The 25,999-nt window shown below is 67.4% G+C and carries 24 protein-coding genes and 2 tRNA genes; 16 read left to right on the forward strand and 10 right to left on the reverse strand.

The window, feature by feature from the left end; genetic code table 11:
• The first annotated feature begins 194 nt into the window (after positions 1 to 194).
• On the forward strand, positions 195 to 1,439 hold the full coding sequence (gene recF / locus FB459_RS01945) for a DNA replication/repair protein RecF (RefSeq protein WP_141927277.1): 1,245 nt from the start codon (positions 195 to 197) through the stop codon (positions 1,437 to 1,439).
• Here recF and FB459_RS01950 read toward each other — a convergent pair.
• Together FB459_RS01950 and FB459_RS01955 are read right to left on the reverse strand one after the other, a co-directional pair.
• Positions 1,344 to 1,907: a hypothetical protein gene (locus FB459_RS01950; protein WP_141927278.1), complete on the reverse strand. Its 564-nt coding sequence runs from the start codon at positions 1,905 to 1,907 to the stop codon at positions 1,344 to 1,346. The genes recF and FB459_RS01950 overlap by 96 nt on opposite strands.
• Positions 1,908 to 1,909: 2 nt before the next feature.
• The gene (locus tag FB459_RS01955; protein ID WP_141927279.1) at positions 1,910 to 2,293 is read right to left on the reverse strand and encodes a hypothetical protein; all 384 of its coding nucleotides are present in this window, start codon (positions 2,291 to 2,293) and stop codon (positions 1,910 to 1,912) included.
• 83 nt (positions 2,294 to 2,376) lie between these two features.
• Between FB459_RS01955 and FB459_RS01960 the strand changes: the two genes are divergently transcribed.
• A complete protein-coding gene (locus tag FB459_RS01960; protein ID WP_246092276.1) occupies positions 2,377 to 2,925 on the forward strand; it encodes a DciA family protein in 549 nt (182 codons plus the stop codon).
• 92 nt (positions 2,926 to 3,017) lie between these two features.
• Complete coding sequence (locus FB459_RS01965; protein ID WP_141927280.1) at positions 3,018 to 3,800, forward strand: hypothetical protein; 783 nt, start codon at positions 3,018 to 3,020, stop codon at positions 3,798 to 3,800.
• A 166-nt stretch (positions 3,801 to 3,966) separates the two neighbouring features.
• Here FB459_RS01965 and FB459_RS01970 read toward each other — a convergent pair whose 3' ends face one another.
• From FB459_RS01970 to FB459_RS01980, 3 genes are all read right to left on the reverse strand, one after another.
• On the reverse strand, positions 3,967 to 4,395 hold the full coding sequence (locus FB459_RS01970) for a GlcG/HbpS family heme-binding protein (protein WP_141927281.1): 429 nt from the start codon (positions 4,393 to 4,395) through the stop codon (positions 3,967 to 3,969).
• A complete protein-coding gene (locus FB459_RS01975) occupies positions 4,392 to 6,569 on the reverse strand; it encodes a malate synthase G (protein WP_141927282.1) in 2,178 nt (725 codons plus the stop codon). Before FB459_RS01975 ends, FB459_RS01970 begins: the two co-directional genes overlap by 4 nt.
• A gap of 181 nt (positions 6,570 to 6,750) precedes the next feature.
• Positions 6,751 to 7,101, reverse strand: a complete 351-nt coding sequence (locus FB459_RS01980; protein WP_170221646.1) for a LysR substrate-binding domain-containing protein — start codon at positions 7,099 to 7,101, stop codon at positions 6,751 to 6,753.
• 261 nt (positions 7,102 to 7,362) lie between these two features.
• Between FB459_RS01980 and gyrB the strand changes: the two genes are divergently transcribed.
• The 9 genes from gyrB to ilvA all read left to right on the forward strand — a co-directional run bounded on the left by gyrB (position 7,363) and on the right by ilvA (position 17,164).
• Complete coding sequence (gyrB, locus tag FB459_RS01985) at positions 7,363 to 9,498, forward strand: DNA topoisomerase (ATP-hydrolyzing) subunit B (RefSeq protein ID WP_170221647.1); 2,136 nt, start codon at positions 7,363 to 7,365, stop codon at positions 9,496 to 9,498.
• 120 nt (positions 9,499 to 9,618) lie between these two features.
• The gene (gyrA, locus tag FB459_RS01990) at positions 9,619 to 12,285 is read left to right on the forward strand and encodes a DNA gyrase subunit A (RefSeq protein WP_141927284.1); all 2,667 of its coding nucleotides are present in this window, start codon (positions 9,619 to 9,621) and stop codon (positions 12,283 to 12,285) included.
• Entirely contained in the window at positions 12,282 to 12,833 is a 552-nt protein-coding gene (locus FB459_RS01995) for a DUF3566 domain-containing protein (protein WP_246092277.1), read from the forward strand. Before gyrA ends, FB459_RS01995 begins: the two co-directional genes overlap by 4 nt.
• Positions 12,834 to 12,913: 80 nt before the next feature.
• A tRNA-Ile gene (locus FB459_RS02000) sits at positions 12,914 to 12,990 on the forward strand.
• 27 nt (positions 12,991 to 13,017) lie between these two features.
• Entirely contained in the window at positions 13,018 to 13,170 is a 153-nt protein-coding gene (locus FB459_RS17080) for a DLW-39 family protein (protein ID WP_170221648.1), read from the forward strand.
• Between the two features lie 43 nt (positions 13,171 to 13,213).
• A tRNA-Ala gene (locus FB459_RS02005) sits at positions 13,214 to 13,286 on the forward strand.
• A 247-nt stretch (positions 13,287 to 13,533) separates the two neighbouring features.
• A complete protein-coding gene (locus tag FB459_RS02010) occupies positions 13,534 to 14,853 on the forward strand; it encodes a hypothetical protein (protein ID WP_141927285.1) in 1,320 nt (439 codons plus the stop codon).
• Positions 14,854 to 14,948: 95 nt separating this feature from the next.
• Positions 14,949 to 15,791 (forward strand): Fpg/Nei family DNA glycosylase, encoded by an 843-nt coding sequence (locus tag FB459_RS02015; protein WP_141927286.1) that lies wholly within the window; start codon positions 14,949 to 14,951, stop codon positions 15,789 to 15,791.
• Positions 15,792 to 15,919: 128 nt separating this feature from the next.
• A complete protein-coding gene (ilvA, locus tag FB459_RS02020) occupies positions 15,920 to 17,164 on the forward strand; it encodes a threonine ammonia-lyase IlvA (protein ID WP_141927287.1) in 1,245 nt (414 codons plus the stop codon).
• Between the two features lie 140 nt (positions 17,165 to 17,304).
• Here the strand turns inward: ilvA and FB459_RS02025 are convergent, their stop codons facing one another.
• From FB459_RS02025 to FB459_RS02040, 4 genes are all read right to left on the reverse strand, one after another.
• Positions 17,305 to 18,459 carry an alpha/beta hydrolase-fold protein gene (locus FB459_RS02025; protein ID WP_141927288.1) on the reverse strand — a complete coding sequence of 385 codons (1,155 nt, stop codon included), beginning with the start codon at positions 18,457 to 18,459 and terminating at the stop codon, positions 17,305 to 17,307.
• Positions 18,428 to 19,393 (reverse strand): type 1 glutamine amidotransferase family protein, encoded by a 966-nt coding sequence (locus FB459_RS02030; RefSeq protein ID WP_141927289.1) that lies wholly within the window; start codon positions 19,391 to 19,393, stop codon positions 18,428 to 18,430. Before FB459_RS02030 ends, FB459_RS02025 begins: the two co-directional genes overlap by 32 nt.
• Before the next feature lie 85 nt (positions 19,394 to 19,478).
• Positions 19,479 to 20,693, reverse strand: a complete 1,215-nt coding sequence (locus FB459_RS02035) for an ATP-grasp domain-containing protein (RefSeq protein ID WP_141927290.1) — start codon at positions 20,691 to 20,693, stop codon at positions 19,479 to 19,481.
• A 120-nt stretch (positions 20,694 to 20,813) separates the two neighbouring features.
• On the reverse strand, positions 20,814 to 21,626 hold the full coding sequence (locus tag FB459_RS02040) for a hypothetical protein (protein ID WP_141927291.1): 813 nt from the start codon (positions 21,624 to 21,626) through the stop codon (positions 20,814 to 20,816).
• A gap of 228 nt (positions 21,627 to 21,854) precedes the next feature.
• Here FB459_RS02040 and FB459_RS02045 point away from each other — a divergent pair, with 228 nt between their 5' ends.
• The 3 genes from FB459_RS02045 to FB459_RS02055 all read left to right on the forward strand — a co-directional run bounded on the left by FB459_RS02045 (position 21,855) and on the right by FB459_RS02055 (position 24,500).
• The gene (locus FB459_RS02045) at positions 21,855 to 23,045 is read left to right on the forward strand and encodes a MarP family serine protease (RefSeq protein ID WP_141927292.1); all 1,191 of its coding nucleotides are present in this window, start codon (positions 21,855 to 21,857) and stop codon (positions 23,043 to 23,045) included.
• 82 nt (positions 23,046 to 23,127) lie between these two features.
• The gene (locus tag FB459_RS02050; RefSeq protein WP_141927293.1) at positions 23,128 to 23,643 is read left to right on the forward strand and encodes a peptidylprolyl isomerase; all 516 of its coding nucleotides are present in this window, start codon (positions 23,128 to 23,130) and stop codon (positions 23,641 to 23,643) included.
• 68 nt (positions 23,644 to 23,711) lie between these two features.
• Positions 23,712 to 24,500, forward strand: a complete 789-nt coding sequence (locus tag FB459_RS02055; RefSeq protein WP_246092278.1) for a rhomboid family intramembrane serine protease — start codon at positions 23,712 to 23,714, stop codon at positions 24,498 to 24,500.
• A 95-nt stretch (positions 24,501 to 24,595) separates the two neighbouring features.
• Here the strand turns inward: FB459_RS02055 and FB459_RS02060 are convergent, their stop codons facing one another.
• Positions 24,596 to 25,321, reverse strand: a complete 726-nt coding sequence (locus FB459_RS02060; RefSeq protein ID WP_141927295.1) for a DUF881 domain-containing protein — start codon at positions 25,319 to 25,321, stop codon at positions 24,596 to 24,598.
• Positions 25,322 to 25,387: 66 nt separating this feature from the next.
• On the opposite strand from FB459_RS02060, the gene FB459_RS02065 reads away from it, so the two are divergent.
• Positions 25,388 to 25,840: a cell division protein CrgA gene (locus FB459_RS02065; protein ID WP_246092280.1), complete on the forward strand. Its 453-nt coding sequence runs from the start codon at positions 25,388 to 25,390 to the stop codon at positions 25,838 to 25,840.
• The last annotated feature ends 159 nt before the right edge of the window (positions 25,841 to 25,999 follow it).

The raw sequence follows: 25,999 nt of genomic DNA on the forward strand, positions 1-25,999 counted from the left end.
CGCTGTTGATCCTGTGGCTGGTTGAGCCCTACGGATGAGGAACGAATCCGTAGGTGCCGAAACCGGGTTCGCTCGACGGAGCACTCGCCCGCGCCGGTCGAACAACGCAGACGCATAGGCGACCGATCGAGCCCTCGGCGCCCGCTGCTTCGTCGTGGTCTTCCGGGCGACCCGCCCGCGATTACGCTGACGCAGTGCATGTACGCCATCTGTCCCTGATCGACTTCCGGTCCTATCCGGAAGCCGAGGTGGCGTTGGCACCCGGCATCACGACGTTCGTCGGACTCAACGGCCAGGGCAAGACGAACCTGGTCGAGGCGGTCGGCTACCTGGCGACGCTCGGCTCGCACCGTGTCTCCAACGACGCGCCCCTGGTCCGGGCCGGCGCGGAGAAGGCGTACATCCGGGCGGCGGTCGTTCGTGAGACCCACGAGCAGCAACTCGAACTCGAGATCAACCCGGGACGGGCCAACCGGGCCCGTCTGGGTCGGGCGGCGTCCACGCGTCCGCGCGACATCCTGGGAACGATCCGGACGGTGCTGTTCGCGCCGGAGGATCTGGCGTTGGTGAAGGGTGACCCGTCGACCCGCCGTCAGTTCCTGGACGATCTGCTGGTTGCCCGTCAGCCGAAGTGGGCAGGCGCGCGCAGCGACTACGAGAAGATCCTCAAGCAACGCAATGCGCTGCTGAAGGCGGCGCGCACCGGCCAGGACCGCGGCGCACTCGACGCGACCCTCCCGGTCTGGGACGAACACCTCGCCACGGTCGGCGCCAACCTCACGTACGCGCGCCTGCGCCTGCTGCGCGACCTGTGTCCGTTCATCGCGGACGCGTACGACGAGGTCAGCGCCGGGCAGGGCGATGCGCGGTTGACCTACCGCAGTTCGTTGCACGTGAAACTGTCCGATGAACTGGGGTCGGGTGAGGTGCCGCCGGTCGAGGAGATTGCGGCCGGCATGCACGAGACGTTCGATCAGATGCGTCGTGCCGAGGTCGAGCGTGGAGTCACGCTCGTGGGCCCGCACCGCGACGAGGTGGTGCTCGGTCTGGGAGACCTGCCCGCGAAGGGGTACGCCTCGCACGGCGAGTCCTGGTCGTTCGCGCTCGGTATGCGTCTGGCCGCGTTCCAGTTGTTGCGCACCGATCTCGGCACCGACCCGGTGCTGGTGCTCGACGACGTCTTCGCCGAGTTGGACGCCGGCCGCCGGGCCCGGCTGGCGGCGATGGTCGGCGACGCCGAACAGGTGCTGATCACCGCGGCTGTCGCGGACGATGTCCCGAAAGCCTTGAGCGGCAAGCGGTTCGACGTCGTGAGGGGCAAGGTCTCGGCTGCGGACGGGAGCTCAGAAGGGCAGACCGGGCCGGTCGTCGGGAACGATGAGGATGCCGGCGATGCGATCCCACCCGTCCCAGGCGACGCGTCCGTGCCAGGCGCCTGATTCACACTCCAGGGTCGTCGCGACGACGACGTCCCCTGCGAGTTCGGTACCAGTGTCGGCGGGCGTCCGGACCGCAAGTCCGCGGCAGCGCACCAGCGGGCCGTCGGCTCGTTCGACCGCGGCCCAGGTCGCTTCCACGTCGCGCACCGCGAGGACGGCGGCCGCGACCGGCGTCATCCTTTCGACCAGCGAGGCGGCCCGACCGTTCGCCAGGTCGGTGAACACCGCTTCGGTGGCGGCGATGAGTGGTTGCACAGCCCGCACCGGAGCTGCGCCGGTGTGTGGGTCGGGCTGCCCGAAGCGTTTGAAGACAGCCTGGCGCGACATCCCGAGTACCTGCCCGATCGCCTGCCAGGAGGCACCGTCCACCCGGGCCGCGGCAACCGCCTCGTCCAGTGCGATCCGCGCATGGTCGAGACGTTGGTCGGCCACCAGGACCCGGTCGAGCGACCGGTCGGCATCGGGCACGGTCAGGAACGGTCCTTCCCGGTGGAAGCCGAGGCGGCCGGCAGGAGGACGCCGGCGATGATGAATCCGACAGCCCAGAAGGAGTTCTCGCCGGTGAGTGTTCCGACGATCGATCCGGCGACCACGCCGAGCAGACCGGCGATCGCGTAGGACCTCGGTTCCACGATGCCGCGCCGCTCCTTGTGGCCATAGCTGCCGGCGAGGAGCATCCCCCACAGCGCGAGCGCCAGGATCGCCCCGATCAGTGGGTAGGCCCACCACATGTCACCGTCGCCACCGTTGATCACGAACATCGCGATGCCGGTGACCGCTGCGATCGCAGTGCCGACCAGCAGGTTGGGGACGGTGGGATTCGTCGTAACAGTCTTCTCGCCTCGTGCCGTCATGACTTCCACTGTGCGCGTCCACCGTCCAAGTGTCAACCTTTGGTTGACATGGTCTGATCGGGGGACGGTCGTACGCTGGGCAGGTGACCGAGGCGAGCGATGCGCAGCAGGACGACGTCATCGGCGATGAGCCGGACGACGTCGACTGGCGTAACGCGGCCCGCGAGGCGCTGGCCCGCGCCCGTCGATCGGCACGGGAGAAGGGGTTGCGACCGGGGCAGCAGCCGGTGCGTCGGCGTCCGTTCGGCGAAGCCGCGCGCACCAAGGACGACGGCCGTGACCCGTCCGCACTGGGTGACCAGATGGAGCGGATGCTGTCCGAGCGCGGGTGGAAGGTCGACGTCGCGGCAGGTTCGGTACTCGCGAAGTGGCCCGAAATCGTCGGCGCCGAAGTGGCCGCGCACGCGCAGGCGACCGGGTTCGAGGACGGCGTGCTGACCGTCCGCGCCGACTCCACCGCCTGGCGCACCCAACTCGGTTACATGACCTCGACCATCCTGGGCCGTATCGAGGAGACGATCGGTCCGAACATCGTCACCGAGCTGCGTTTCCTGGGCCCGTCCGCGCCGTCCTGGAGCAAGGGGCCGCGCAAGGTGCACGGCGGACGTGGCCCTCGCGACACATATGGCTGATCGGGCCTTGGTGGGTAGACTCGAAAGGATGCAGCCCCGGGGAACGCCGGCTCCAGCAGTCGGCGAATCGAGGAGAAAGCAGGACCGCGATCGTGACCGACCCGAACGACGCCAACAGCCGACCGGACGACACCTTCGACAAGTTCTTCCGCCCGCGCCGCGACGACAGCTTCGATGACGGCTCGAATGACGGACGCGGCTACGACGACGCCACCGACCCCGGCGTCCCGTCCGCGCCGTACGCCGATCAACGCACTCAGCAGGCTCCGGCGGCGGGCGCACAGTACTACCAGCAGCCTGACCAGGGTTCGGGTTACCTCGAGCAACCGCCCGCTGCGCAGCAGGGACCCGGTCGCAAGGCAGCCTTGTTGCTGCCACTCATGATCCTGCTGGCCTCGCTCGGCGTTCTGTCCTTCGTCGGCTACCTGTTGCTGGTCAACAACGACAAGAGCGACGCGTCCGGAAACCAGAATTCTGCACCTGCCGCCACCAGCGGCACCCTGGAGGGTACGGGCGCCCCGACGACCGACCGGCCGAGTTCACCGAGCACGGACCCGCGTACGAGTTCGCAACCCAGCAGCCCGACGTCCAGCCCCAGCACGCCGATCGCCCTTCCGGCCGGCAGCGACACCGGTTGTGGCGATGCCGCCTTCTCCACCAGCCCCGGGGTCACCTGTGCCTTCGCTTCCGGAGTGGCATCGCAGGCCCGCGCCATCCAGGCCGGCAGTTCGCAACAGATCGGCGCCAGTTCGTCCGCCACCGGCAAGCAGTACGTCTTCGACTGCAACCATCCGGACGGCTCCTTCATCACCTGTGTGGGCACCTCTAAGCCCGACGACGGACGCCGTCCGACGGTCTACGTTGTGCCTGGCTGAGAGCGCCTCCCGGCACCCCAGGTCGAGGTACCGGCGAAAAAGATGCTGGCGACGGCCAAGGAGGAGCGGTGGAAGACCGCGACGAGATAGGCCGACAGCCCGACCGCCCAGATCACCCAGGCGCGCCGGGCCTCGGTCGCGGCGCCCAAGCCCAATCACCCCGGGGTCACCCCGGGTCGGGAGTGAGGTCGACCGCCTCGATGCCGGCGACGGCGACGGCCTCGTCACGGTCCGAGGTGTCACCCGAGACGCCGACGGCGCCGAGGACGCGCCCGTCGGCATCGCGGACCAGCACCCCGCCGGGGACGGGCACCAGCGAGCCGCCGATCGCCGACGTGACGGCGGCGATGAAGTAGGGCTGCTGCTCGGCCCGCTCCATCAGCGCCCGCGAGCCCATGCCCAGGGACAGCGCCCCGTGCGCCTTGCCAAAGGCGACCTCGAAGCGCTTGTTCGACGACCCGTCCTCACGCTCGACGGCGACGACGTGGCCGCCCGCATCGATGACGACGACCGTCATGGGCTTGCAGTCCAGGTCGCGGGCGTACTTGCGACCCTGCGTGACGATCGCCCGGGCGGTCTCGAGGTCGATGTTCATCGGGTGCTCCTGGTGGTGGCTTTGTGGGCGAGACGGCGGCTGTGGAGGATCGGCTCGGTGTAGCCGCTGGGCTGGCTGCCGCCCGCGAGCAACAGTTCGCGCGCCGCGAGGAAGGCGGCCCCGTCGAACGCTGGTGCCATCGGCTGGTAGGTCGGGTCGCCCTCGTTCTGAGTGTCGACGACGCGGGCCATTCGCCGCAGCGACTCGTCGACCTCCTCGGTGGTGACGACGCCGTGGAGGAGCCAGTTGGCGACGTGCTGCGAGGAGATGCGGCAGGTGGCGCGGTCCTCCATGAGCGGAGTGCCGCTGAGATCGGGGACCTTGGAGCACCCGACGCCGGCGTCGATCCAGCGCACGACGTAGCCCAGCGTGCTCTGGACGTTGTTGTCCAGCTCGGCCCGACGCTCTTGATCAGACCACGACGCCGGGTCGCCCAGCGGGATCGTGAGCAGATCAGTCCTGCTTGCCGGCTCACGGCGGGCGACCCGCTGCTGAACCTCGAAGACGTCGGTCTCGTGGTAGTGGATCGCGTGCAACGTGGCGGCCGTCGGTGACGGTACCCAGGCGCAGGTGGCGCCGGCGCGCGGGTGCTCGCCCTTCTTGGCGAGCATGTCTGCCATGTTGTCCGGCGCCGCCCACATGCCCTTGCCGATCTGGGCCCGCCCCCGCAGACCGCAGGCGATGCCGACGTCGACGTTGTTCGCCTCGTAGGCGCGGATCCACGCCTCGTTACGCATGTCGTTCTTGCGCACCATCGGCCCGGCGTGCATGGAGGTGTGGATCTCGTCGCCGGTCCGGTCGAGGAATCCGGTATTGATGAAGACCACGCGATCCCGGGCGGCTGCGATGCACGCCTTGAGGTTCAGCGTCGTGCGCCGTTCCTCGTCCATGATCCCGACCTTGATCGTCTGCGGGGGGAGCCCGAGAGTCTGCTCCACCCGAGTGAAGAGCTCGCAGGTGAAGGCGACCTCGTCCGGGCCGTGCATCTTCGGCTTGACGGCGTACATGGAGCCGGTGCGGGAGTTGCGCAGCCGGGAGTTGCCGCGCAGGTCGTGGGCGCTGCCGAGAGCCGTGACGAGCGCGTCGAGGATCCCCTCGGGGACCGCGTTGCCGTCCCGGTCCAGCACCGCATCCGTGGTCATTAGGTGACCGACCTGCCGGATGAACAGCAGGGCGCGGCCGTGCAGAGTGACGGACTCGCCCGATGTGGACACGCAGGAGCGGTCCGGGCTCATCTCGCGGACGAACGTCGCCCCGTCCTTCGCGACCTCGGCCTGCAGCGTGCCCTGCATCAGCCCGAGCCAGTTGCGGTAGCCGACCACCTTGTCGCCGGCGTCGACGGCGGCAACGGAGTCCTCGAGGTCCATGATCGTGGAGACGGCCGCCTCCAGCACCACGTCCTTGACGCCCGCGGCGTCCTGCGAACCGATCGGGTGGTCTCGGTCGATGAGGATCTCGACGTGCAGCCCGTGGTGGACCAGGACCACCGCGTCCACCGTCTCCGGCGCACCGCGGTAGCCGACGAGCTGGCCCGGGGACGCCAGCCGCAGCGTCTGGTCCCCGACCTGGACGACCAGGCCGTCCGGGTCGACGGCGTACCGGGTGGCGTCCGCGTGCGAGCCACCCTCGAGGGGAAAGTGCTCATCGAGCAGCGCGCGGCCGCGGGCGATGACCTCGGCGCCGCGAGCAGGGTTGTACGACGACGACCCGCGCGCCAGCTCGCCCTCGTCGGGGATCACGTCGGTCCCGTACAGGGCGTCGTAGAGCGAGCCCCACCGGGCATTGGCGGCGTTCGCCGCGAACCTGGCGTTCAGGAGTGGGACCACCAGCTGCGGGCCGGCCTGGCCGGTGATCTCGGTGTCGACGCCCGAGGTGGTGACCTGGACGTCGGCGGGCTCGTCGGCCAGGTACCCGATCTCGCGCAGGAAGGAGGTGTACACCTGCGGGTCGGGCACGCCCGGACGCGACCGGTGGAACTCGTCGATCTGCGCCTGCAGCTCGTCGCGTCGCGCGAGGAGAGCGCGGTTGCGAGGGGTGAGGTCGTGGATGAGCGCGTCCGCGCCCGACCAGAATGCCGACGGCTCGACGCCGGAGCCCGGCAGTGCCTCCTCGGTGATGAAGCGGTGCAGCGGCTCCGCGACGCTCAGCCCACCGACTTGTACCCAACCCTGCATCCCAAAGCCTCATTCCGTATCCTGGAATCAATCTCCGCACTACGGAAGATATGGTCCTTCGGTCGGCGCTGTCAACGGCCGGGCCGCAGGTCGCCCTACAGCCTCGGCGATCGTGGGCCGTGACTCGGCACCGAGCTCGGTGTCGCCGTCGTCGCGGTCAGCGGCTGCTCCGGACCGGCGGTCAGGACTCCACGGGCTGAAGGGCAGGGCTGCCCGAGGTGTCGGGCGCCAACGGGAGGTCGAGCCGCTGAGCCTGTTGGAGCGCCTTGGCAGTGGCCACGAACTCGCTCACCAGCGGGTTCTCCTCGCCGAGCCGCCAGACCAGGGTGATCGGGACCGGAGGCGTGTCGTCGAGATAGCGGTAGACGATCTGGGGATGGGTGTACATCAGCCCCGTGGACGCGGCGCTGAGACCTACGCCCCGGCCCGCCGCGACGGCCTCGAGCCATTCGTCGACGTTGCGTACGCGCACCACCTTCTGCGGTCGCTGGTCGAGCGGCCAGAGGTCGAGCGACGTGGTGCCGGACACCACGTTGACGACGATGGGCTCGGCGGCGACACCCCACCGCTACACGTTGGATCGTGAAGAGCCGGTTTGCTTCGACGACCACCGATCGAGCACCGATCGCACAGAACTCGCCTAGAGCGTTCTGAACCCCCGGTCGACGTATCGGGAGTTGGAGACGGTCCTGAAAACGGCTTCTGGGTGCCCTGCAGCGCGTCAGAGGGTGTCCTGGGGATGGCGACAAGGTAGACTTTCCAAGGTTTGGGTCAGGTCTATTCGAGGAGCACTGTGACCGACAGTTCGCAGCAGGGCAATGGCAAGCAGGACGATCCGGAGGACCTTCCGCAGAACACGGTCGAAGAGGCTGTCATCCACGTGGGGCCCGACGGCGAAGTCGTCTACGACGCGTCCGCGATCCAGGTGCTCGAGGGGCTGGAGGCTGTCCGCAAACGTCCGGGCATGTACATCGGCTCGACCGGTGCGCGTGGCCTGCACCACTTGGTCTGGGAGATCGTCGACAACGCGGTCGACGAGGCGCTCGCCGGGCACAACGACCGCGTGCTGGTCACCCTGCGTGAGGACGGCGGTGTCGAGGTCACCGACCACGGTCGCGGCATCCCCACCGGCATGAACGAGCAGTACGGCATCAGCACCGTCGAGCTCGTGCTCACTCAGTTGCACGCGGGCGGCAAGTTCGGCGGCGGTGGATACAAGGTCTCCGGTGGCCTGCACGGTGTGGGTTCCTCGGTTGTCAACGCGCTGTCGTCCCGGCTCGATGTGCAGGTGCGCCAGAACGGCCGCGTCTTCGAGATGTCGTTCACCAAGGGTGAGCCCGACGCGCCGCTGGCCGACGTCCGCGCGATGGAGGAGGACGAACCGTCCGGCACCACGCTCACCTTCTGGGCGAGCGAGGAGATCTTCGACACCACCGACTACGACTTCGAGACGATCCGCTCCCGCTTCCAGCAGACGGCCTTCCTGAACAAGGGGCTGACGATCTCGCTCACCGACGCCCGGGTGCAGGCCGACGCCGCGGACGACGAGGGTCTGGACGACCTGAAGGAGATCGGCGAGGAGGCGTCCGACGCCCCCGAGGAACAGGCCTCCGCCAAGGACAAGAAGCGCACGGTCACCTACCGCTACGACAACGGTCTGCTCGACTACGTCAAGCACCTCAACAGCTCCAAGCGCAACGAGCCGGTCAACGACGAGATCATCGCGTTCGAGACCGAGGACACCTCGCGCATGCTGTCGGTCGAGATCGCGATGCAGTGGACGACCTCGTTCAGCGAGTCGGTGCACACCTACGCCAACGCGGTGAACACCCACGAGGGCGGCACCCACGAGGAAGGCTTCCGCGCGGCGATGACCAAGCTGGTCAACGACTTCGCCCGCGACCAGAAGCTGCTCAAGGAGAAGGACGACAACCTCACCGGTGACGACATCCGTGAGGGTCTGACCGCGGTCATCTCGGTGAAGCTCGGCGAGCCGCAGTTCGAGGGTCAGACCAAGACCAAGCTCGGCAACTCCGAGGTCAAGGGCTTCGTCCAGGCCGCGGTGCGCGACGAGTTCGGGCATTGGCTGCAGGCGCACCCCAACGACGGCAGGAACATCGTCCGCAAGGCGATCCAGGCGTCCGCCGCCCGGATGGCTGCCCGCAAGGCGCGTGAGGCCACCCGCCGTAAGGGCCTGCTGGAGTCCGGTGGTCTGCCGGGCAAACTCAAGGACTGTCAGAGCAACGACCCCACGATCTCCGAGGTCTACATCGTGGAGGGCGACTCCGCCGGCGGCTCGGCGGTGCAGGGGCGCAACCCCTACAACCAGGCGATCCTGCCTATCCGCGGCAAGATCCTCAACGTCGAGAAGGCCCGCATCGACAAGGTGCTGGCCAACAACGAGGTGCAGGCGTTGATCTCCGGCTTCGGCACCGGAATCGGCGAGGACTTCGACATCAGCAAGGCGCGCTACCACAAGATCGTGCTGATGGCCGATGCCGACGTCGACGGCATGCACATCCGCACCCTGCTGCTGACCCTGCTGTTCCGGTTCATGCGTCCGCTGATCGAGGCCGGTTACGTCTACCTCGCTCAGCCGCCGTTGTACCGCATCAAGTGGAGCAATCACGAGCACCAGTTCGTGTTCTCCGACAAGGAGCGCGACGCTGCGGTGCGCGAGGGCCTGTCGCAGGGCTGGCGGATGCCGAAGGACAACGGCGTGCAGCGCTACAAGGGTCTCGGCGAGATGAACTACCAGGAGCTGTGGGAGACCACCATGGACCCCGACCACCGCACCCTGCTGCAGGTCACGCTCGACGACGCCGCCGCGGCCGACGAGATCTTCTCGATCCTGATGGGCGAGGACGTCGAGAGCCGGCGCGGGTTCATCCAGCGCAACGCCAAGGACGTCCGCTTCCTCGACATCTGAGTTCATGCACTCCGGTTTCGCCCCGGACCAGCGAGAACTGACCAACTCCGCAGGTGCCGAAACCAAGGTGACGCGCCACGCAAACCTCAACGCATTTCGCTTCTCTGACATGGGAATTCAATGACTGACAATGACGGCACCGGCAACAACACGATGGACGAGAACGGCGTCGTGACCGGCAACCGGGTCGACCCCGTCGACCTGAACACCGAGATGCAGCGCAGCTACATCGAGTACGCGATGAGCGTGATCGTCAGCCGCGCGCTGCCCGACGTCCGCGACGGCCTGAAGCCGGTGCACCGCCGGATCATCTACGCGATGTACGACGGTGGTTACCGCCCCGACCGCGGTTACAACAAGTGTTCGCGCGTGGTCGGTGACGTGATGGGTCAGTACCACCCGCACGGTGACTCGGCGATCTACGACGCGATGGTGCGCCTGGTCCAGCCGTGGTCGCTTCGCTACCCGCTGATCGACGGCCAGGGCAACTTCGGTTCGCCGGGCAACGACGGTGCGGCCGCCCCGCGATACACCGAGTGCAAGATGGCGCCGCTCGCGATGGAACTGGTGCGCGACATCGACCAGGACACCGTCGATTTCGAGCCCAACTACGACGGCAAGACGCTGCAGCCGACCGTGCTGCCCGCGCGCTTCCCGAACCTGCTGGTCAACGGCTCGGCCGGTATCGCGGTCGGTATGGCCACCCAGATCCCGCCGCACAACCTGCGTGAGGTCGCCGCCGGTGCCCAGTGGTTGCTCGAAAACCCCGAGGCCGACCGCGAGGAACTGCTGGAGAAGCTGCTCGAGATCATCCCCGGCCCCGATTTCCCGACCGGCGCGCTGATCCTGGGCAAGAAGGGCATCGAGGACGCCTACCGCACCGGCCGCGGGTCGATCACGATGCGCGCGGTCGTCAACGTCGAGGAGATCCAGGGCCGCCAATGCCTGGTGATCACCGAACTGCCCTACCAGGTCAACCCCGACGCCCTCGCCGAGAAGATCGCGCTGCTGGTCAAGGAAGGCAAGATCGCCGGAATCGCCGACCTGCGCGACGAGACCTCCGGCCGTACCGGTCAGCGCCTGGTCGTCGTCCTCAAGCGCGACGCGGTGGCGAAGGTGGTGCTCAACAACCTCTACAAGCACACCCAGCTGCAGCAGAACTTCGGCGCCAACATGCTCGCCCTGGTCGACGGGGTGCCGCGCACGCTGCCGATCTCGGCGTTCATCCGGCACTGGGTCGACCACCAGATCGACGTCATCGTCCGCCGTACCAAGTGGCGTCTGGCGCGTGCCGAGGAGCGCATCCACATTCTGCGTGGTCTGCTCAAGGCGCTCGACATGCTGGACGAGGTCATCGCCCTCATCCGGCGCTCGGCGTCGGCCGATGCCGCACGCAGTGGCTTGATCGAGTTGCTCGATGTCGACGAGATCCAGGCCAACGCGATCCTGGCGATGCAGTTGCGTCAGCTGGCCGCACTGGAGCGTCAGCGCATCATCGACGAGCACGACGAGTTGCAGACCAAGATCGACGACTACAACGACATCCTGGCCAAGCCGGAGCGCCAGCGGCAGATCGTCAGTGACGAACTTGCCGACATCGTCGGCAAGTACGGCGACGACCGCCGTACCCAGATCGTCCCCTTCGACGGCGACATGTCGATGGAAGATCTGATCCCGGCCGAGGACGTCGTCGTCACCATCACCCGGGGTGGTTACGCCAAGCGGACGAAGGTCAGCGAGTACCGTGCGCAGCGTCGCGGCGGCAAGGGAGTGCGCGGGGCCACCCTGCGCGGCGACGACGTCGTCAGTCACTTCTTCATCACCAGCACGCACAACTGGCTGCTGTTCTTCACCAACAAGGGCCGGGTCTACCGGATCAAGGCGTACGAGTTGCCCGAGGGCAGCCGCGACTCCAAGGGCCAGCACGTGGCGAACATGCTCGCGTTCCAGCCCGACGAGAAGATCGCCGGCGTGATGGCGCTGACCAACTACGAGGCGTCCGACTACCTCGTGCTGGCCACCCGTCGCGGACTGGTCAAGAAGACCCGCCTCACCGAGTACGACTCCCCGCGTTCGGGTGGTCTGATCGCGGTCAACCTGCGAGACGGCGACGAACTCGTCGGCGCGGGCCTGTGCTCGTCCAGGGACGACATCCTGCTGGTCTCGCGCAAGGGTCAGTCGGTCCGCTTCCACGCGACCGACGAGACGATCCGTCCGATGGGACGCTCCACGTCCGGAGTCACGGGCATGAAGTTCCGCGCGGGCGACGAACTGCTGTCGATCTCGGTCGTCGACGAGGGCACCGATCCCGACTTGTTCGTGGTCTTCGTCAACGGTCTCGCCAAGCGCACCGCGGCGTCGGAGTACCCGGTCAAGGGACGCGCGACGCTCGGTGTGAAGGTCGCCAACATCTCCGAGCGCGGCGGTGAACTCGTCGGCGCACTCACCGTCAAGGAGGGCGACGAGGTGCTCGTCGTCATGGAGAAGGGCAAGATCGTCCGCTCGCGCGCGGACGAGGTGCGCCGCACCGGCCGCTCCACGCAGGGGGTGCAGTTCGCGACTCCCGACAAGGGTGATGCGATTGTTGCCGTGGCGCGCAACGCTGAGAGTGACGTTGTCGCCGAGGAAGTTGTAGGTTCGACCGAGTCGCCCGAGGAAGAAGCTCTGGTCGACGGGACGACGCAGGACCTCACCGTCGCACCGGCGGACGGGCCCGCGGACGAGGCCATGAAAGACGTGGCCGACGACGTAACACCTGAGACCGACGGAACTGGAGACCAGGAGTGAGCACCCCCACCGGCGGTCGCCGGACCACCCCGGCCGACGCGGCGAAGAGGTTGCCGGCCGGCTCGCGCAGCGAAGAGCGCGGCACCGGTCAGCGACGCCCGGCTGCGGCCGGTCAGCGACCCGCGCAACGGCCGGGTCAGCGTCCTGCTGCAGCCGGTCGTCCGGCGCAGCGGCCGGGTCGTGCGACTCCCCGGCGCGTCCGCCTTACGGTCTCGCGGATCGACCCGTTCTCGGTGTTCAAGATCAGCTTCCTGCTGTCGGTCGCGATCGGTATCGCCACCGTCGTGATGGTCGGCGTGTTGTGGACGGTGTTGGCCGGCATGGGTGTCTTCGACAACCTCAACGAGTTGCTGCGCACCCTCGACAGCGAGGGGTCGAACTTCGATTTGATGGACTACATCGGCTTCGGCAAGGTGCTGTCTCTGTCAGTATTGATCGGGGTGATCGACGTCATCTTGATGACGGCGATCGCGACACTGATGGCGTTCTTGTACAACATCTGTGCCTCCCTTGTCGGTGGTTTGCAGCTCACGCTGACGGACGACTAGGCACCGTTTTGGAGCCCTGTGCGCGCATGGGGTAACCTCATTCGGCGTTGCCCTAACGGGCAACTCGTCGAATGGCGGACGGGCCTATAGCTCAGTCGGTTAGAGCGCTTCCCTGATAAGGAAGAGGTCACAGGTTCAAGTCCTGTTAGGCCCACCACCGTTCGAACAACTCAAGGAGAAACCCATGAGGAAAGCACTGATGGTCATCGCAGCTGCCGGCGCAGCCGCGTTCGCGAGCCAGAAGTACAAGCAGGGTCAGGTCGGTAAGGACATGTGGTCCAAGGCTTCCGACAAGCCCGGCGAGAAGAGCTTCGACGCCACTGGCACCGCCAGCTGACGTCCCGGGTCACGCGGGTTTTCGGACGCGGGTGGCCCACCCTGGGGGTATGGCGCAATTGGTAGCGCACCTGCTTTGCAAGCAGGGGGTTAGGGGTTCGAGTCCCCTTACCTCCACATATTGATTGTTCGAGTCGCTCCGTCAGTTCGCTGGCGGGGCGACTCACTCTTTTCGCTCGCCTGCGACCTTGACTGCGCGACGTCTCACACAGTCCGCTTCTCGTGGTGTGCGTGGTCGTGTGGGTCGCCTGAAGCTCTCTGTCCGCGGGACCTTCTTGACTGAGTCAGTCGTTCAACTGCGATCGCAGTGACGGGTTTTCCGCAACCGCTTGACCGGGTGCTGAGACGGCCTCATGCTCCAGGTATGCCTCGCACACTCCTCACGGTCGCAGCAGCCTGCGCGCTCGCGTTCTCCGTCTCCGCTCCGATGACGCACGCGTCAGCCGACACCCAGACCAACGAGGGTCGGTTCCACAAGACCGCCGCCACCCGGCTGATCGACACCCGCCTGTCCTCCGGTCCGGTCGCCAAGGGCGGATCGCTGCGTGTCCCGGTCGCTGGGACATCGGGTGTTCCGGCGGTCGGTGTGAAGGCTGCCGTCGTCAACATCACCGCCATCGACACCTCGTCCACCGGCTGGATCACCGCGTACGCCACCGGACAGGCAAAGCCGTGGACGTCCGCGGTCAACTTCGAGCGGGGCTGGACCGGAGCGACGACGGCAACCGTCCCGGTCGGTTCGGACGGATCGATCACGCTGTCACTCGGGAACGCGTCCGCGAATGTCGCCGTCGACCTGATCGGTTACTACTCCACTGCGGCCGACACCACCGAGCTCGGTTCACTGGCGCTGATCGCCGACGGGTTCCGCTTGAGCGATACCCGGCAGACCACCGGTCCGGTACCTGGCGGGGCGACGATGGTTCAGACCTTCCGGTGGGACAACCCGATCGCCAAGCCGACCTCCGTGGCGGTGAACCTCACCGCCGTGAAGCCGGAGGCGTACGGCTGGCTCACCGCCTATTCGGGCGCCACCGTTCCCAAGACGTCGTCGGTCAACTTCACCAACGGACGGACGGTGGCCAACTACACGATCGTCCCGGTCACCGACCTGGGCGGGGGCACCTACGGGTTCTCGGTGCACAACGGTTCGGCCGGCGCGACCGACGTGGTGGTCGATCTGCTTGCGGCCTACTACGACAACCCGAACGGCCTGGGCTTCGTGTACAACAACGTGGCTCCGCGCCGCATCATCGACACTCGCGTGGGTATCGGTGCACCGAAGGCTCCGATCGGTCCTGACTCGGTCCTGGTCACTGCGCCGCCGGCCGACCTGTACGGACAGTTCACCCTCGGGTTCACCGGCACGATCACCGGGGTCAAGCCCACCGCCAACACCTACATCACGCAGTACAGCGGGATGAACGCCGACCCCGGCACCAGCAACCTCAACCTCGTTGCCGGGCAGAACCAGTCGAACGGTTTCGGCACGACGTCCCGGATCGACGACCAGAACAAGCGGTACCTCAGCCTCTACAACCAGAGCGGTTCGGTTGACGTGGTCGAAGACGTCACCGGTCGCTTCGACGCCAGCCCCGAGTTGATCGCCAACTGGCCGAACCTGCCCGGTCTGACCCAGCCGGCCAAGGGATTCTCGGCCCCAGCACCGCGCATCGTTCGTTGACGCTTCTGCCGAGGGCACGCTGAATGCATCAGGGAACTCCGTATACGCAGTTCCCTGATGCATTTCCCGTTCCTTCGTGCTCATAGGTTGGTGCGGTGCCTGAAGGACATGTGACCCACCGGATCTCCGGGATCCTGAACGACCGGTTCGCCGGTCACCCGGTGCGCTCGACCTCGCCCCAGGGACGCTTCGACGGTGCCGCCGATCTCGACGGACGCGTCTTCGAGCGGGCCGAGGCCTTCGGCAAACACATGTTCGTCGGGTTCGAACACGTCGAGGAGAAGGTCAACATCCACCTCGGCCTGCTCGGCAAGTTCTTCTTCGCTTCGCAAGTTGATCCGCCCGAGACCGGGGCCATCAGGTGGCGGTTGTCCACGGACCACGAACCGTTCACGATGGACCTGCGCGGTCCCAACGTCTGTCAGTTGCGTTCTCCGGCAGAGGTTTCGAAGATCACGGATGCTCTCGGCCCTGATCCGCTTCGGCTCGACGCCGACCCGGAGAAAGCCTGGGCTCGCATTCACCGATCGTGGTCGCCGATCGCAGTGCTCTGCATGGACCAGAAGATCTTCGCCGGCGTCGGCAACATCTACCGGGCCGAGGCGCTCTACCGGCACGGCATCGACCCCTTCATGGCCGGCAAGTTCCTGCGCCGCGCGGAGTTCGACGCGATCTGGGACGACTTCGTGGCGCTGATGCCGCTCGGTGTCCGCGACGGACGCATCGACACCGTCTACCCCGAGCACACGCCGGAGGCGATGGGTCGCCCCCCTCGGGTCGACAAGCACGGTGGCGAGGTCTACGTCTACCGCCGCGAAGGTCTGCCCTGCCTGGTCTGTGGGACGCCGGTGTCGCGCAAGGAGGTCGGCGCCCGCAACCTGTTCTGGTGTCGCATCTGCCAGCCACGTTCGCGTCGCCGCACCGTCCGCCCCGCCTGAGCCCGCGAACCTACTACTTTTCACCGATCCCACGAGGTCTGCCTAGTCGCGCAGAAGTAGGAGGTTCGCGGCGTTCGGTCTGCGGGATGGTCGTCCGCCATACGGGATGATCGGCGTACGCTTTTCGCATGTCCGTGCCGTCCGTGACCCGGTCCGACGTCGAGGTTGCGCGCGAGCGTCTCGACGAGGTCGTCGTCCGCACACCGTTGCAGTACTGCGAACGCTGGTCGACTGCGCTCGGCGCCACCGTGCTGCTCAAGCGTGAAGACCAGCAGCCCGTCCGCTCGTACAAGATCCGTGGCGCGCTCAACGTGATCAGCCAACTCAGCGAGACCGAGCGTGCCGCCGGTGTCGTCGCTGCCAGCGCCGGCAATCACGCGCAAGGTGTGGCCCTCGCCTGCGCCGATCTCGGCGTCCACGCCCGCATCTACCTGCCGACCAACACCCCTCGCCAGAAGCGCGACCGCGTCGCCGCGTTCGGCAAGGGTTTCGTCGAACTCGTCGTCGGCGGGGAGTCGTACGACGACGCTGCGGCCGCTGCCAAGCTGGACGCCGAGCGCACCGGTGCCACCCTCGTCCCCGCGTTCGACAACCCGCAGGTCGTCGCCGGTCAGGGCACCGTGATGGCCGAGGTCGTCGACGAGCTCAAGGGCGCGCCGGACGTCGTCCTCGTCCCCGTCGGTGGCGGCGGTCTGCTGGCCGGAACTATTGCCGCACTGGGTGATTCACCGACCAGGATCATCGGGGTCGAACCCGCAGGAGCCGCCAGTCTGGTCGCCGCGCTGGCAGCCGGGGCGCCCGTCACGTTGGATGAGTTGGATGCGTTCGCCGACGGCACCGCCGTCCGTCGTATCGGCGATGTTACGTTCCCGATCATCGCGGCTGCGTCGCCCGAGGTCGTCACGGTCGACGAGGGTGCCCTGTGCGTGGAGATGCTCGCGCTCTACCAGACCGAGGGGATCATCGCCGAGCCGTCGGGTGCGCTTGCTTCGGCCGCGCTGGCGCAGCTGGAGGTCGAACCCGGCCAGACCGTCGTGGTCGTCGTCTCCGGTGGTAACAACGACGTCTCCCGCTATGCCGACGTGGTCGAACGCGCGCTGGTGTACGAAGGCCGCAAGCACTACTTCATGGTCGAGTTCTCCCAGGAACCCGGAGCGCTGCGCCGGTTCCTGGACGACGTCCTCGGCCCGGACGACGACATCTCGCTCTTCGAGTACGTCAAGCGCAACAACCGCGAGTTCGGACCGGCGCTCGTCGGCATCGAGCTCGGTTCGGCCGAGGACTACGAACCGTTGCTGAAGCGCATGGATGCTTCCCCGCTGCGCATCGAGCACCTCCCACCCGACAGCCCCCTGTTCGGCTTCGTTCTCTGAGCCCAGCGCATCTTGCGATGGTTCCGGCGCCGGCGCGGGTGGACCGTCGCCGCTGGTTGAGCCGCGAGGATGAGCTTGCGATTCCTCGCGTGCCGAAACCAAGGTGACCGTTCACGAGCACCCAGCCCACCCGTGCAGTTCTACTCGTAGAAGTACTGCGCCGATCCGGGGTAGATCCAGCTCAGACCCTCGCGCAATCGGTCGCGCCAGTCCTCCCACGAGTGACCGTCGCGTGCTTCGGAGTAGCGAACGTCCATCCCGGTGCCGCGGAACACGTCGACCATCGACCGGTTCGGCACGATCAGCGGCTCGTAGATGCCGCAGGACTGGTACATCCGGTCGACGACGCGGCGCGGTTTGGCACGGTACCGGTTCATGAACCGCACCACCGGGTCGAACGCAGGCCCGCCGCCGTGCTCGTTGCCGATGTCGGTGAACACGAACGAACCCGACTGCACCAGAAGGGAACCGAAGAAGTCGGGGTAGCGGTACGCGGTCGACAGACTGGCAACGCCACCGAACGAGGCACCCATCAGGCAGCGTCCGGCCGGCGTGCCGAGCAACGGCAGTTCACTCTCCAGTCGGGGGATGAGCTCGGAGTGCAGGAAGCGCGCGTGTTGCGCACTGTTGGCGTACTCGCGCGTCCGATCGCCGGGGTTGGTGAACGCCACGATCGTCTCGGCCATGTCGCGGCGGTGGATCAAGTTGTCGAGCACGTTCTTCATCGCGGCAAACTCCAGGAAGTCGTCGCCGTCATGCACCACCAGCAGGGGGTAACGGTGCGTGGTGCTGAATCGCGCGGGCAGGTAGACGCGGCAATGGGATTCGCGACGCAGCGCACCGCTGGCCTGGCTCAGTTCGAGCAGCTCTCCCGGACGTGAGTCGGGATCGAACCGAGCCCACTCCGGCTCGGTGTAACCGGTCGCCTGGCACACCGACGACGAGCCCACCGGACTGTGCGCGAGTTTGGGATTCAGCGGGTCGTTGAACCGTTCGTAGTGCTCTGCGCGACGTACCTCTATCTGATACTCCACCCGAGACCCGGCCGGCAACTCCATGATCGTGAACCACAGGCTGGTGTTGCCCAGGCGCTTCATCGGCACGCGGTCGGGCTGCCCGACGATGCGGTGGCACACCCACACCTCGTCCACGCCGTCGTCTTCGCCGCCACGGAAGAGGAAGGTGCACTTCGGTCCCTCGACGATCGGCACCTGGTGACGCTGCAGGAACCGGTCGATCCGGCTCTCGTCCAACGGCTTTCGCTCACGCAGTCGGTTGATTGCCAGCTTGCGCATCGTCACCTCCTACAACCTGCATCGGACGCATGATGCCGGCATCGTCGATCACCGGGGTGTCGGCCGGGAGGGTGCCGTCCGAACCGATCACGACGCGCGCGCCGGGGTCGAGCGGGATGCACGTGTTGGGCGCGAACCGGCGGGCCAGCAGCCCCAGGTTCTGCTTGTCGTTCGTCCGCAACCGCTGCTTCGCCGACGGGAACACCGTCACCTCGGGCAGCAGACCCAGGCCGTGGTCGAACACCTCCGAGCAGCCAGGTCCGCGCACCGCGTGCTCGTCGAAGAGCACGACCCGTGAGGTGAGTGCCATCGCGCCCGCCGACCACGCGATGATCGGAAGCCTGTGCAGGCCAACGGCATTCACGTTGAACAGGTGCAGCGCGTCCAGTAGTTCGACGATGTGTCCACCCGTGATCACGACGGCCGCGGCGTCCGACATCAACTCGGCGACCTCGGCGCGGTGTTCGGCGACTGACGGCCGCTCGTGCGGCGGGAAGTCGCTGTAGAAGCGTCCCTGGATCTCCGCGACGCGGCGGATGTGCTGCTTGTCCATGCCGCGCAACACGTTGACCGCGTCCTCGACGGCGAGTTCACGCAGCGCTGCCGAACCGGAGGTGCGGTGTCGTAGTTCGTCCAGGAACTGCACGATGTGCGAGAGCCCGAGCTGGTAGTTCTCCTGCAGTTCGAGCAGTTGCGAGCGCCGGGCACGGTGCGCGGCGGCGTACTCCGGGTCGGACCCGAACACCTGCTGCATCCGGTGCCACAGGTGCAGGTTCCGCGACCGTCCGCCCAGGTGCCGGTCGAGCTCGGAGTCGTCCTTCTCCCGCTCCTGCCACCCGGCGGTCACGGTCGCGAACGGACCGCCCAGGCCGAGCGAGCACACGAGCTTGTCCAGGGATGGCCGCCGCTGCGGCCCCAACAGAACGACGGTCATCGCGCAGCACACCCCGAGAATCCGCGTGAGTTGGTGCCCTTCGCCATGCCCGGCGAAGGGCACGAACTCACGCCGATTTCAGCGGTCACTGAGCGCGCACCTGGACGATGCGTCCGATGTCGTCGAGCACACCGCGTAACGTGTCGAAGTCCCTGTGCCGCAGGCGCATCCACGCGTTGGCCATGTAGCCGGCTTCGATCGGCTGGGTGCCCTGGCCGATCGGCAGGTGCTCGTCGATGAGCAGCGATCCGTACTTGCTGCGCACCTCGTCCAGACCGTCGATGTGGGTGATCACGCCGTCCCGGTCGGGGCGCAGGGCGATGATGCCGGACGCGTACTGCCGACTCGGCACGTGCCACACGCGTCCGTGCACGATGGCATCGGCCCAGGCGCGGAAGATGTCGATGTCGTTGCCCGCCGCGTACAGATCCCAGCAACCGACGCCCGGTGGACGCGCGCCGATCTCGCTGAACCGCAAGCCTTTCGGGCTGACGAAGTACTCCATGTGGGTTGCGGACGTCTCGATGCCGAGGGCCGCGTTGACCCGCTCGCCGAGGTCGCGCAGGTCGGCGTACAGACCACCCTCGTCGACCCTGTTCGTCGAGATGTACTGCGGGCTGATCCAGCGGGTGCGCATCGCCTCGAGCACGCCGGGGTAGTAGTGGCAGGCGAAGTCGAGCTTGATCTCGCCGCCGACACTGACGGTGTCGTAGAACCCCTCGTGCCCCTCGATGAACTCCTCGACCGCGACCGACGGCATGTCACCGAGCGAGTCGAGCACCGCCGCGAGCTCGGTGTCGTTGCTGACCTTGTGCGTGCCCGCCGCGCCTGCCCCATCCCGCGGTTTGATGATGATCGGGTAGCCGTTCTCGGCGGCGAACGTCCGGACCTCGTCGGCGCTGGATGCACCGGTCGACGCAGCCGTCGGCACCCCCGCCTTGCGCAACGCGTCCTTCATCGCCGGCTTGTCGCGGCACAGGTAGGTGGTGTGGACGCTGGTGCCCGGGATGCCGTGACGTTCCCGGACGACCGCGGCCGGCAGCGTGTGGGACTCGATCGTCGCCTCGAGCGCGTCGACCCAGGCCAGGCTCTGGAAATGTGAGACCCCGGCGGACAACTGGTCGACGTCGGTGACCGAACCGACCTGGTAGTAGTGGTCGATCCAGCCCTGCAGCTCTTCGTCGAGCCACTCCCAGGGCGTCTCGCCGACGGCGAAGACGGTCGCTCCGACAGCCTTGAGGGCGCGCGGGAACTCGCGCTGGTTGCGCGGGAAATTGGGTTCGACGAAGACGACGTTCACGCGTCCGAGCCTAGCCAGCTACCGTGCGGTCGGGCCGGTGCGGGCACGACGAAGCCCCCGGGCGAACCGGGGGCTTCGATCGGTGGGCCCGGTGCCGGCTCAATACCGACAGTGCCTACGTCAGTGACGGGAGATGCCGTCGGTCTCGGACGAGACCGGGTTCACCTTGTCGGTGTCGGCAGCAGCGGCCTGGGTGGCGCGCACCGTGGCCTGCGCCTGGCGACGCTCCTGCTTCTTCTTGTTGTTGTCGTAGATCAGGAATCCGCCGGCGGCCACGCCCGCGAGACCCAGCACGATCAGGACGGTGCCCTTCTTCTTGCGCTTCTTCGCAGCGGCCGGGACGACCTTGTCGACGACGTCCTGCGCCTGCGGCGGGAGGGCGAGGTAGGCCTGGGTGGCCTGGTCGCCTGCGCGGTGGCCGGCCTGCTGCGCGGTGGCGGCAGCGGTCGCGATCGCGGTCTGGATGCGCGGCATCCACTCGTCCGAGAACAGCGAGTGCGCCTGATCACGGGTCAGCCCCGCGAACTCCTGGAGCTTCTCGCCCTTGTTGTCGGCGTGAGCTGCGTCCAGCGCAGCAGCCTTGGCGGCCTCGAACTTGGGCGCAGCAGCCTTCTTGGCGTCCTTGATCTTCGGCGCCGCAGCCTTGCGCGCGTCCTTGTAGGTGGACGCGGCCGTGGCGGCAGCGGTCGCAGCGAGCGGCGCTGCGGCTTCCTTGGCGCTGTGCAGTTTGGGCGCAGCGGCGTCGCGGGCGGCCTCGACGCGCGGGGCGACAGCCTCCCTCGCGGCTTCGACCTTCGGTGAGTTCGCGGCGGCCTCGTTGGCCTTGTCGAGCGCAGCGGTCAGGGCAAGGGACGCGGCGGACTTGAAGTCACGGACGCCGTCCTTGGCCTTGTCGGCCGCCTTGTCGGCGGGCGAGGGGTTGATCCTCAACACGTGTGTCTCCTTTTCCATGAGGGTCGGGCCCTCGGTCTTCCCATGAGGGTCGGGCCCTCGGACTGTTTTCCACCCTAACGAGCCGAGCGGGCCGATAGGTCGGCGCCGGTTGACGAAGTACGTCACATCGGCGGCTGTCTCGTCGGCGGAACCGCCGCGGTGCGCCCGGCGTTCGACAGAGAACGGGTGTTCGGCCCACCCACCCCCGGCAGGCCGAAGGTGAGTGACATGACCGCAGGAACCCTGGACGTCTTCCTGGTGATCATGCTGTCCTGCTACGCCTTCGTCGGCTGGCAACGCGGCGGCATCACCGGCATTCTCGGGCTCGTCGGCCTCATCCTCGGCGGGATGATCGGCTTCCTGCTGGCTCCGCATATCGTCTCTCTGGCGACGCTCACCCCCACGCACCAGGCGCTCACCAGCGCCTTCATCATCATCGTCGCGGCGCTCGTCGGCCAGGTCTCGGTGGCGACGGTCGGCGAACGACTGCGCTCGCGGCAGCGCGTCCGTGCAGTGCGCGTCGCTGATTCGATCGCGGGTGCGGTGGTCGCCGTCGTCTCGGTGGCGGTCGGCGTCTGGTTGGTCACCGGCGCTGCCCGCACTCTGGTCCCCGAGCGTGCCTCGAACGCCATCGCCGATTCACAGGTGTTCTCCGGTCTGGACGCAGCGATGCCCTCCGGCGCCGATCGGTGGTCGGCTTCCCTGCGCAACGAACTCGACCGCTCCGGGTTCCCCAGAGTGTTCGAGCAAGCCGTCGAACCCGACGTCCCGGACGCCCCGGCAGACCCCGGTGTCGCCCGCAGCGACGCAGTCGAGCGCGCGTCCCGGTCGATCGTGAAGATCGCCACGGCGCCCACCGAATGCGGCGGGCAGTACGGCGGGTCAGGGTGGGTCCAAGCACCCGGACGCGTGGTCACGAACGCACACGTCGTGGCCGGCTCCGGGCCGGTCAGCGTCCAGGTGCGCGGCGAAGGCGAGCGGTTGCGGGCGACCGTCGTGATGTTCGACCCGCGGGCCGACCTGGCGGTGCTGGACGTGCCCGATCTGAAGGCGCCGGCCCTGCCGATGACGTCCACGCCGCTACGCCCGAACACCGACGCGGTCATCGCCGGCTATCCCGGCGGCGGCCCTTACCGGATGATCTCGGCGAAGGTGAGCACGCCGCTGCAGGCCCGCGGCCACGACATCTACGGTCAGCCCGGCGTCGACCGGTCGGTGTACGCCGTCAACGCGCCCGTGCGTCCGGGCAACAGCGGCGGTCCGATGCTCACCGCCGACGGACGCGTGGCCGGCACCGTGTTCGCTCGTTCGAAGAACGCCGGCGACACCGGGTACGTCCTCACCAACCAGATGCTCACCTCGCGCCTGGGGTCGGTGGGTTCGTCCTCCGTTCCCACCGGCGCATGCGCGATCCGATGAGTGCGCGGCGGCGAGCGGGGGCACCGAAGATCACCCGCGTGCGACCGAACACGACGGTCGCTCAGAACCTAGACTCGACCGCATGAATGCAACGCTGCACACCAACCACGGCGACATCAACGTCACGCTCTTCGAGAACGACGCGCCGAACACGGTCAAGAACTTCGTCGGCCTCGCCCAGGGCTCGCTCGACTACAACGACGACGCGGGTCGCAAGAACCCTGAGCCGTTCTACGACGGACTCACCTTCCACCGCGTCATCCCCGGCTTCATGATCCAGGGCGGCTGCCCGCTGGGCTCCGGCGTCGGTGGCCCCGGTTACACCTTCGACGACGAGATCTCGCCCGACCGCGACTTCAACTCGCCCTACATCCTCGCGATGGCCAACGCGGGCAAGCGCGGCGGCAAGGGCACCAACGGGTCGCAGTTCTTCATCACCGTCGCCCCCACCACCTGGCTGCAGGGCAAGCACACGATCTTCGGTGAGGTCGCCGACCAGGAAGGTCGCGACGTCGTCGACAAGATCGCCGCCGTCCGCACCGGCGCCCAGGACCGTCCGGTCGAGGACGTCGTCATCGAGAAGGTCACCGTCAACTGACGGGCCGCATGACACAACAAGGCACCACACAGCCCACCTGCCCCCGTCATCCGGGGCAGGTGGCTTACGTGCGCTGCCAGCGCTGCGAACGTCCGACCTGCGCCGAGTGCCAACGCCCGGCGCAGGTCGGCGTCCAGTGCGTCGACTGCGTCAAGCAGGTCGCGAAGGCGAACCCGCGCGCGGTCAGCCGTCCCACCGACGGCAAGCCCATCGTCAGTTACGCGCTGATCGGCCTCTGCTCGCTGATCTGGCTCGGACAGTTGGTGTCCGAGCGGGTCACCGACGAGATGTTCTTCGCGCCGGTGCTCGGTGCGTCCGAACCGTGGCGCTTCATCACCGCAGCGTTCGTGCACGCCTCGCCGTCGCCGATGCACCTGCTGTTCAACATGTACGCGCTCTGGCTCACCGGGCAGTACCTCGAACCCATCCTGGGACGCGCCCGCTTCCTGGCGCTGTTCCTGATCTCAGCGTTCGGCGGGTCGGTCGGCTTCGAGGTGCTCGCCGCCCTCGACGTCCCGCGTGCGGACGCGTGGTTCCAGGGCACCGTCGGTGCGTCCGGTGGGGTGTTCGGACTCTTCCTCGGCGTCGTCGTGCTCAATCTCCGGCTCAAGCGCGACATCACGCCGATGCTGATCGTCCTCGGCCTCAACGCCGTGTTGTCGTTCCTGGTCTCCGGCATCGCCTGGCAGGCCCACCTGGGCGGCGCGATCACCGGCGCCGCCTGCGCCGCCGTGCTGAACCTGCGCGACCGCAAGCTGCACTGGCCCGGCCTCGCCGCGATCGTCGTGGCGCTTGCCGCCCTCGCCTGGATGGCCACCAAGTGGGTCCCGGCCGCCTGGGTCAACCCCATCGTCTGACCACCATCTCGCGAACCTACTGATCAGCGCCGAACCTACTGCGCACGCCCAGTGGGCTCGGCGAGAAGGATTAGGTTCGCGGGCTCGGAAGCCGGCTACTTCTTGGTGGTCTTCGCGTAGCGCAACTCGGTGGTGCCCTCGAAGGGCGGAAACGTCGTGTTCGAGCCGTTCTTCACCTCGTACTTCACCCCGACGCGGTCGACGAAGTCGCGGTAGTTCGCGACGTCCGGGTCGTCCTTGAGCGCCTTGCGCAGCTGCGCCTGGTCGCCCATCGCGGTGATCTTGAACGGCGGTGAGTAGACGCGTCCCTGCAGGATCAAGGTGTTGCCGACGCAGCGGACGGCCGAGGTGCTGATCACCCGCTGGTCCATCAGCATCATCGCCTTCGCGCCGCCACGCCACAGCGCGTTGACGACCGCCTGGACGTCCTGCTGGTGCACGACCATCCAGTTCAGGTTGGCGCCCTCGGGCAAGGTGGCCGGGTCACGCTTGGAGTCGTCGAGCGTGACGGTGACGGTGTCGCCGGTGATCGCGGTGAATCCGGCTCGCGGAGCCAGGGAGTCGGCCTGCTTGGCCAGGTTGGATGCCGTCGCGCCTGCGCCCGAGCGCTTGCTCAGCGCATCGACCTCACCCTGCAACCGTTTTGCGGTGGCGGCCTGCCCGGCGACCCGCTGGTTCGCCGCGAGCACCACCTGGCTGAGGTCGCGCTGACCAGGCCGCAGATCACTTCCCTCGCTGGTCGATGCGCTCACTCCGAACAGCAACCCCGCGCTCAGGGTTACTGCGGTGACCACGAGCGTCCAGGGCGAGCGGCGAGTCATCGATGAACCTTCGGGACCGGGTGACTTAGGCTTCTAGCCTAACCGCCGCACCGACCGGGAGAAGATGTGAGCAAGTCCAAGAAGCCGTCCGAGGAACCTGCGAAGGACTCCGTGACCGAAGAGGTCATCGAGCTCGACGTGGTCGAGGGTGCCGACCGCACCGACGAGGACGCGAAGGACGGCACGCTCGGCGTCGCCAACAAGACCAAGGCGGAGCGGGACGCGGAGAAGGCCGAGGCCCGACGGGAGTCCGAGCGGGAGGCGCTGCGCCGACGCACCACGCCGCAGCCGGTCAAGCTCGACGGCGGCAAGAACCCCAAGTGGTGGGTGCCGACGATGCTCAGCCTGATGGGTGCCGGTCTGCTGTGGCTGGTCGTGTACTACCTGTCGACCACCATGGAGCCGAACGCCAAGGGCGAGCGCCCCACGTACCCGATCCCCGCGCTGGAGAACTGGAACATGGCGGTCGGTTTCGTGTTGATCATGGCCGGTTTCATCATGACCACGAGATGGAAGTAGTTGCTTCCACGGACTGAGCCCCGCGCATCGATGCCTCCGGACGACTCCGGGGGCATCGATGTTTTGTCGGACATGAGTTCGAAGTTACATCAATGTAGTTATCCCCAGCTGTGAGCAATGCTGTGGATAAATGGGCATGGTTATCCACACATGGTGCAA

Source organism: Yimella lutea (assembly GCF_006715095.1).
In the GTDB taxonomy this organism is placed as follows: Bacteria; Actinomycetota; Actinomycetes; order Actinomycetales; family Dermatophilaceae; genus Yimella; species Yimella lutea.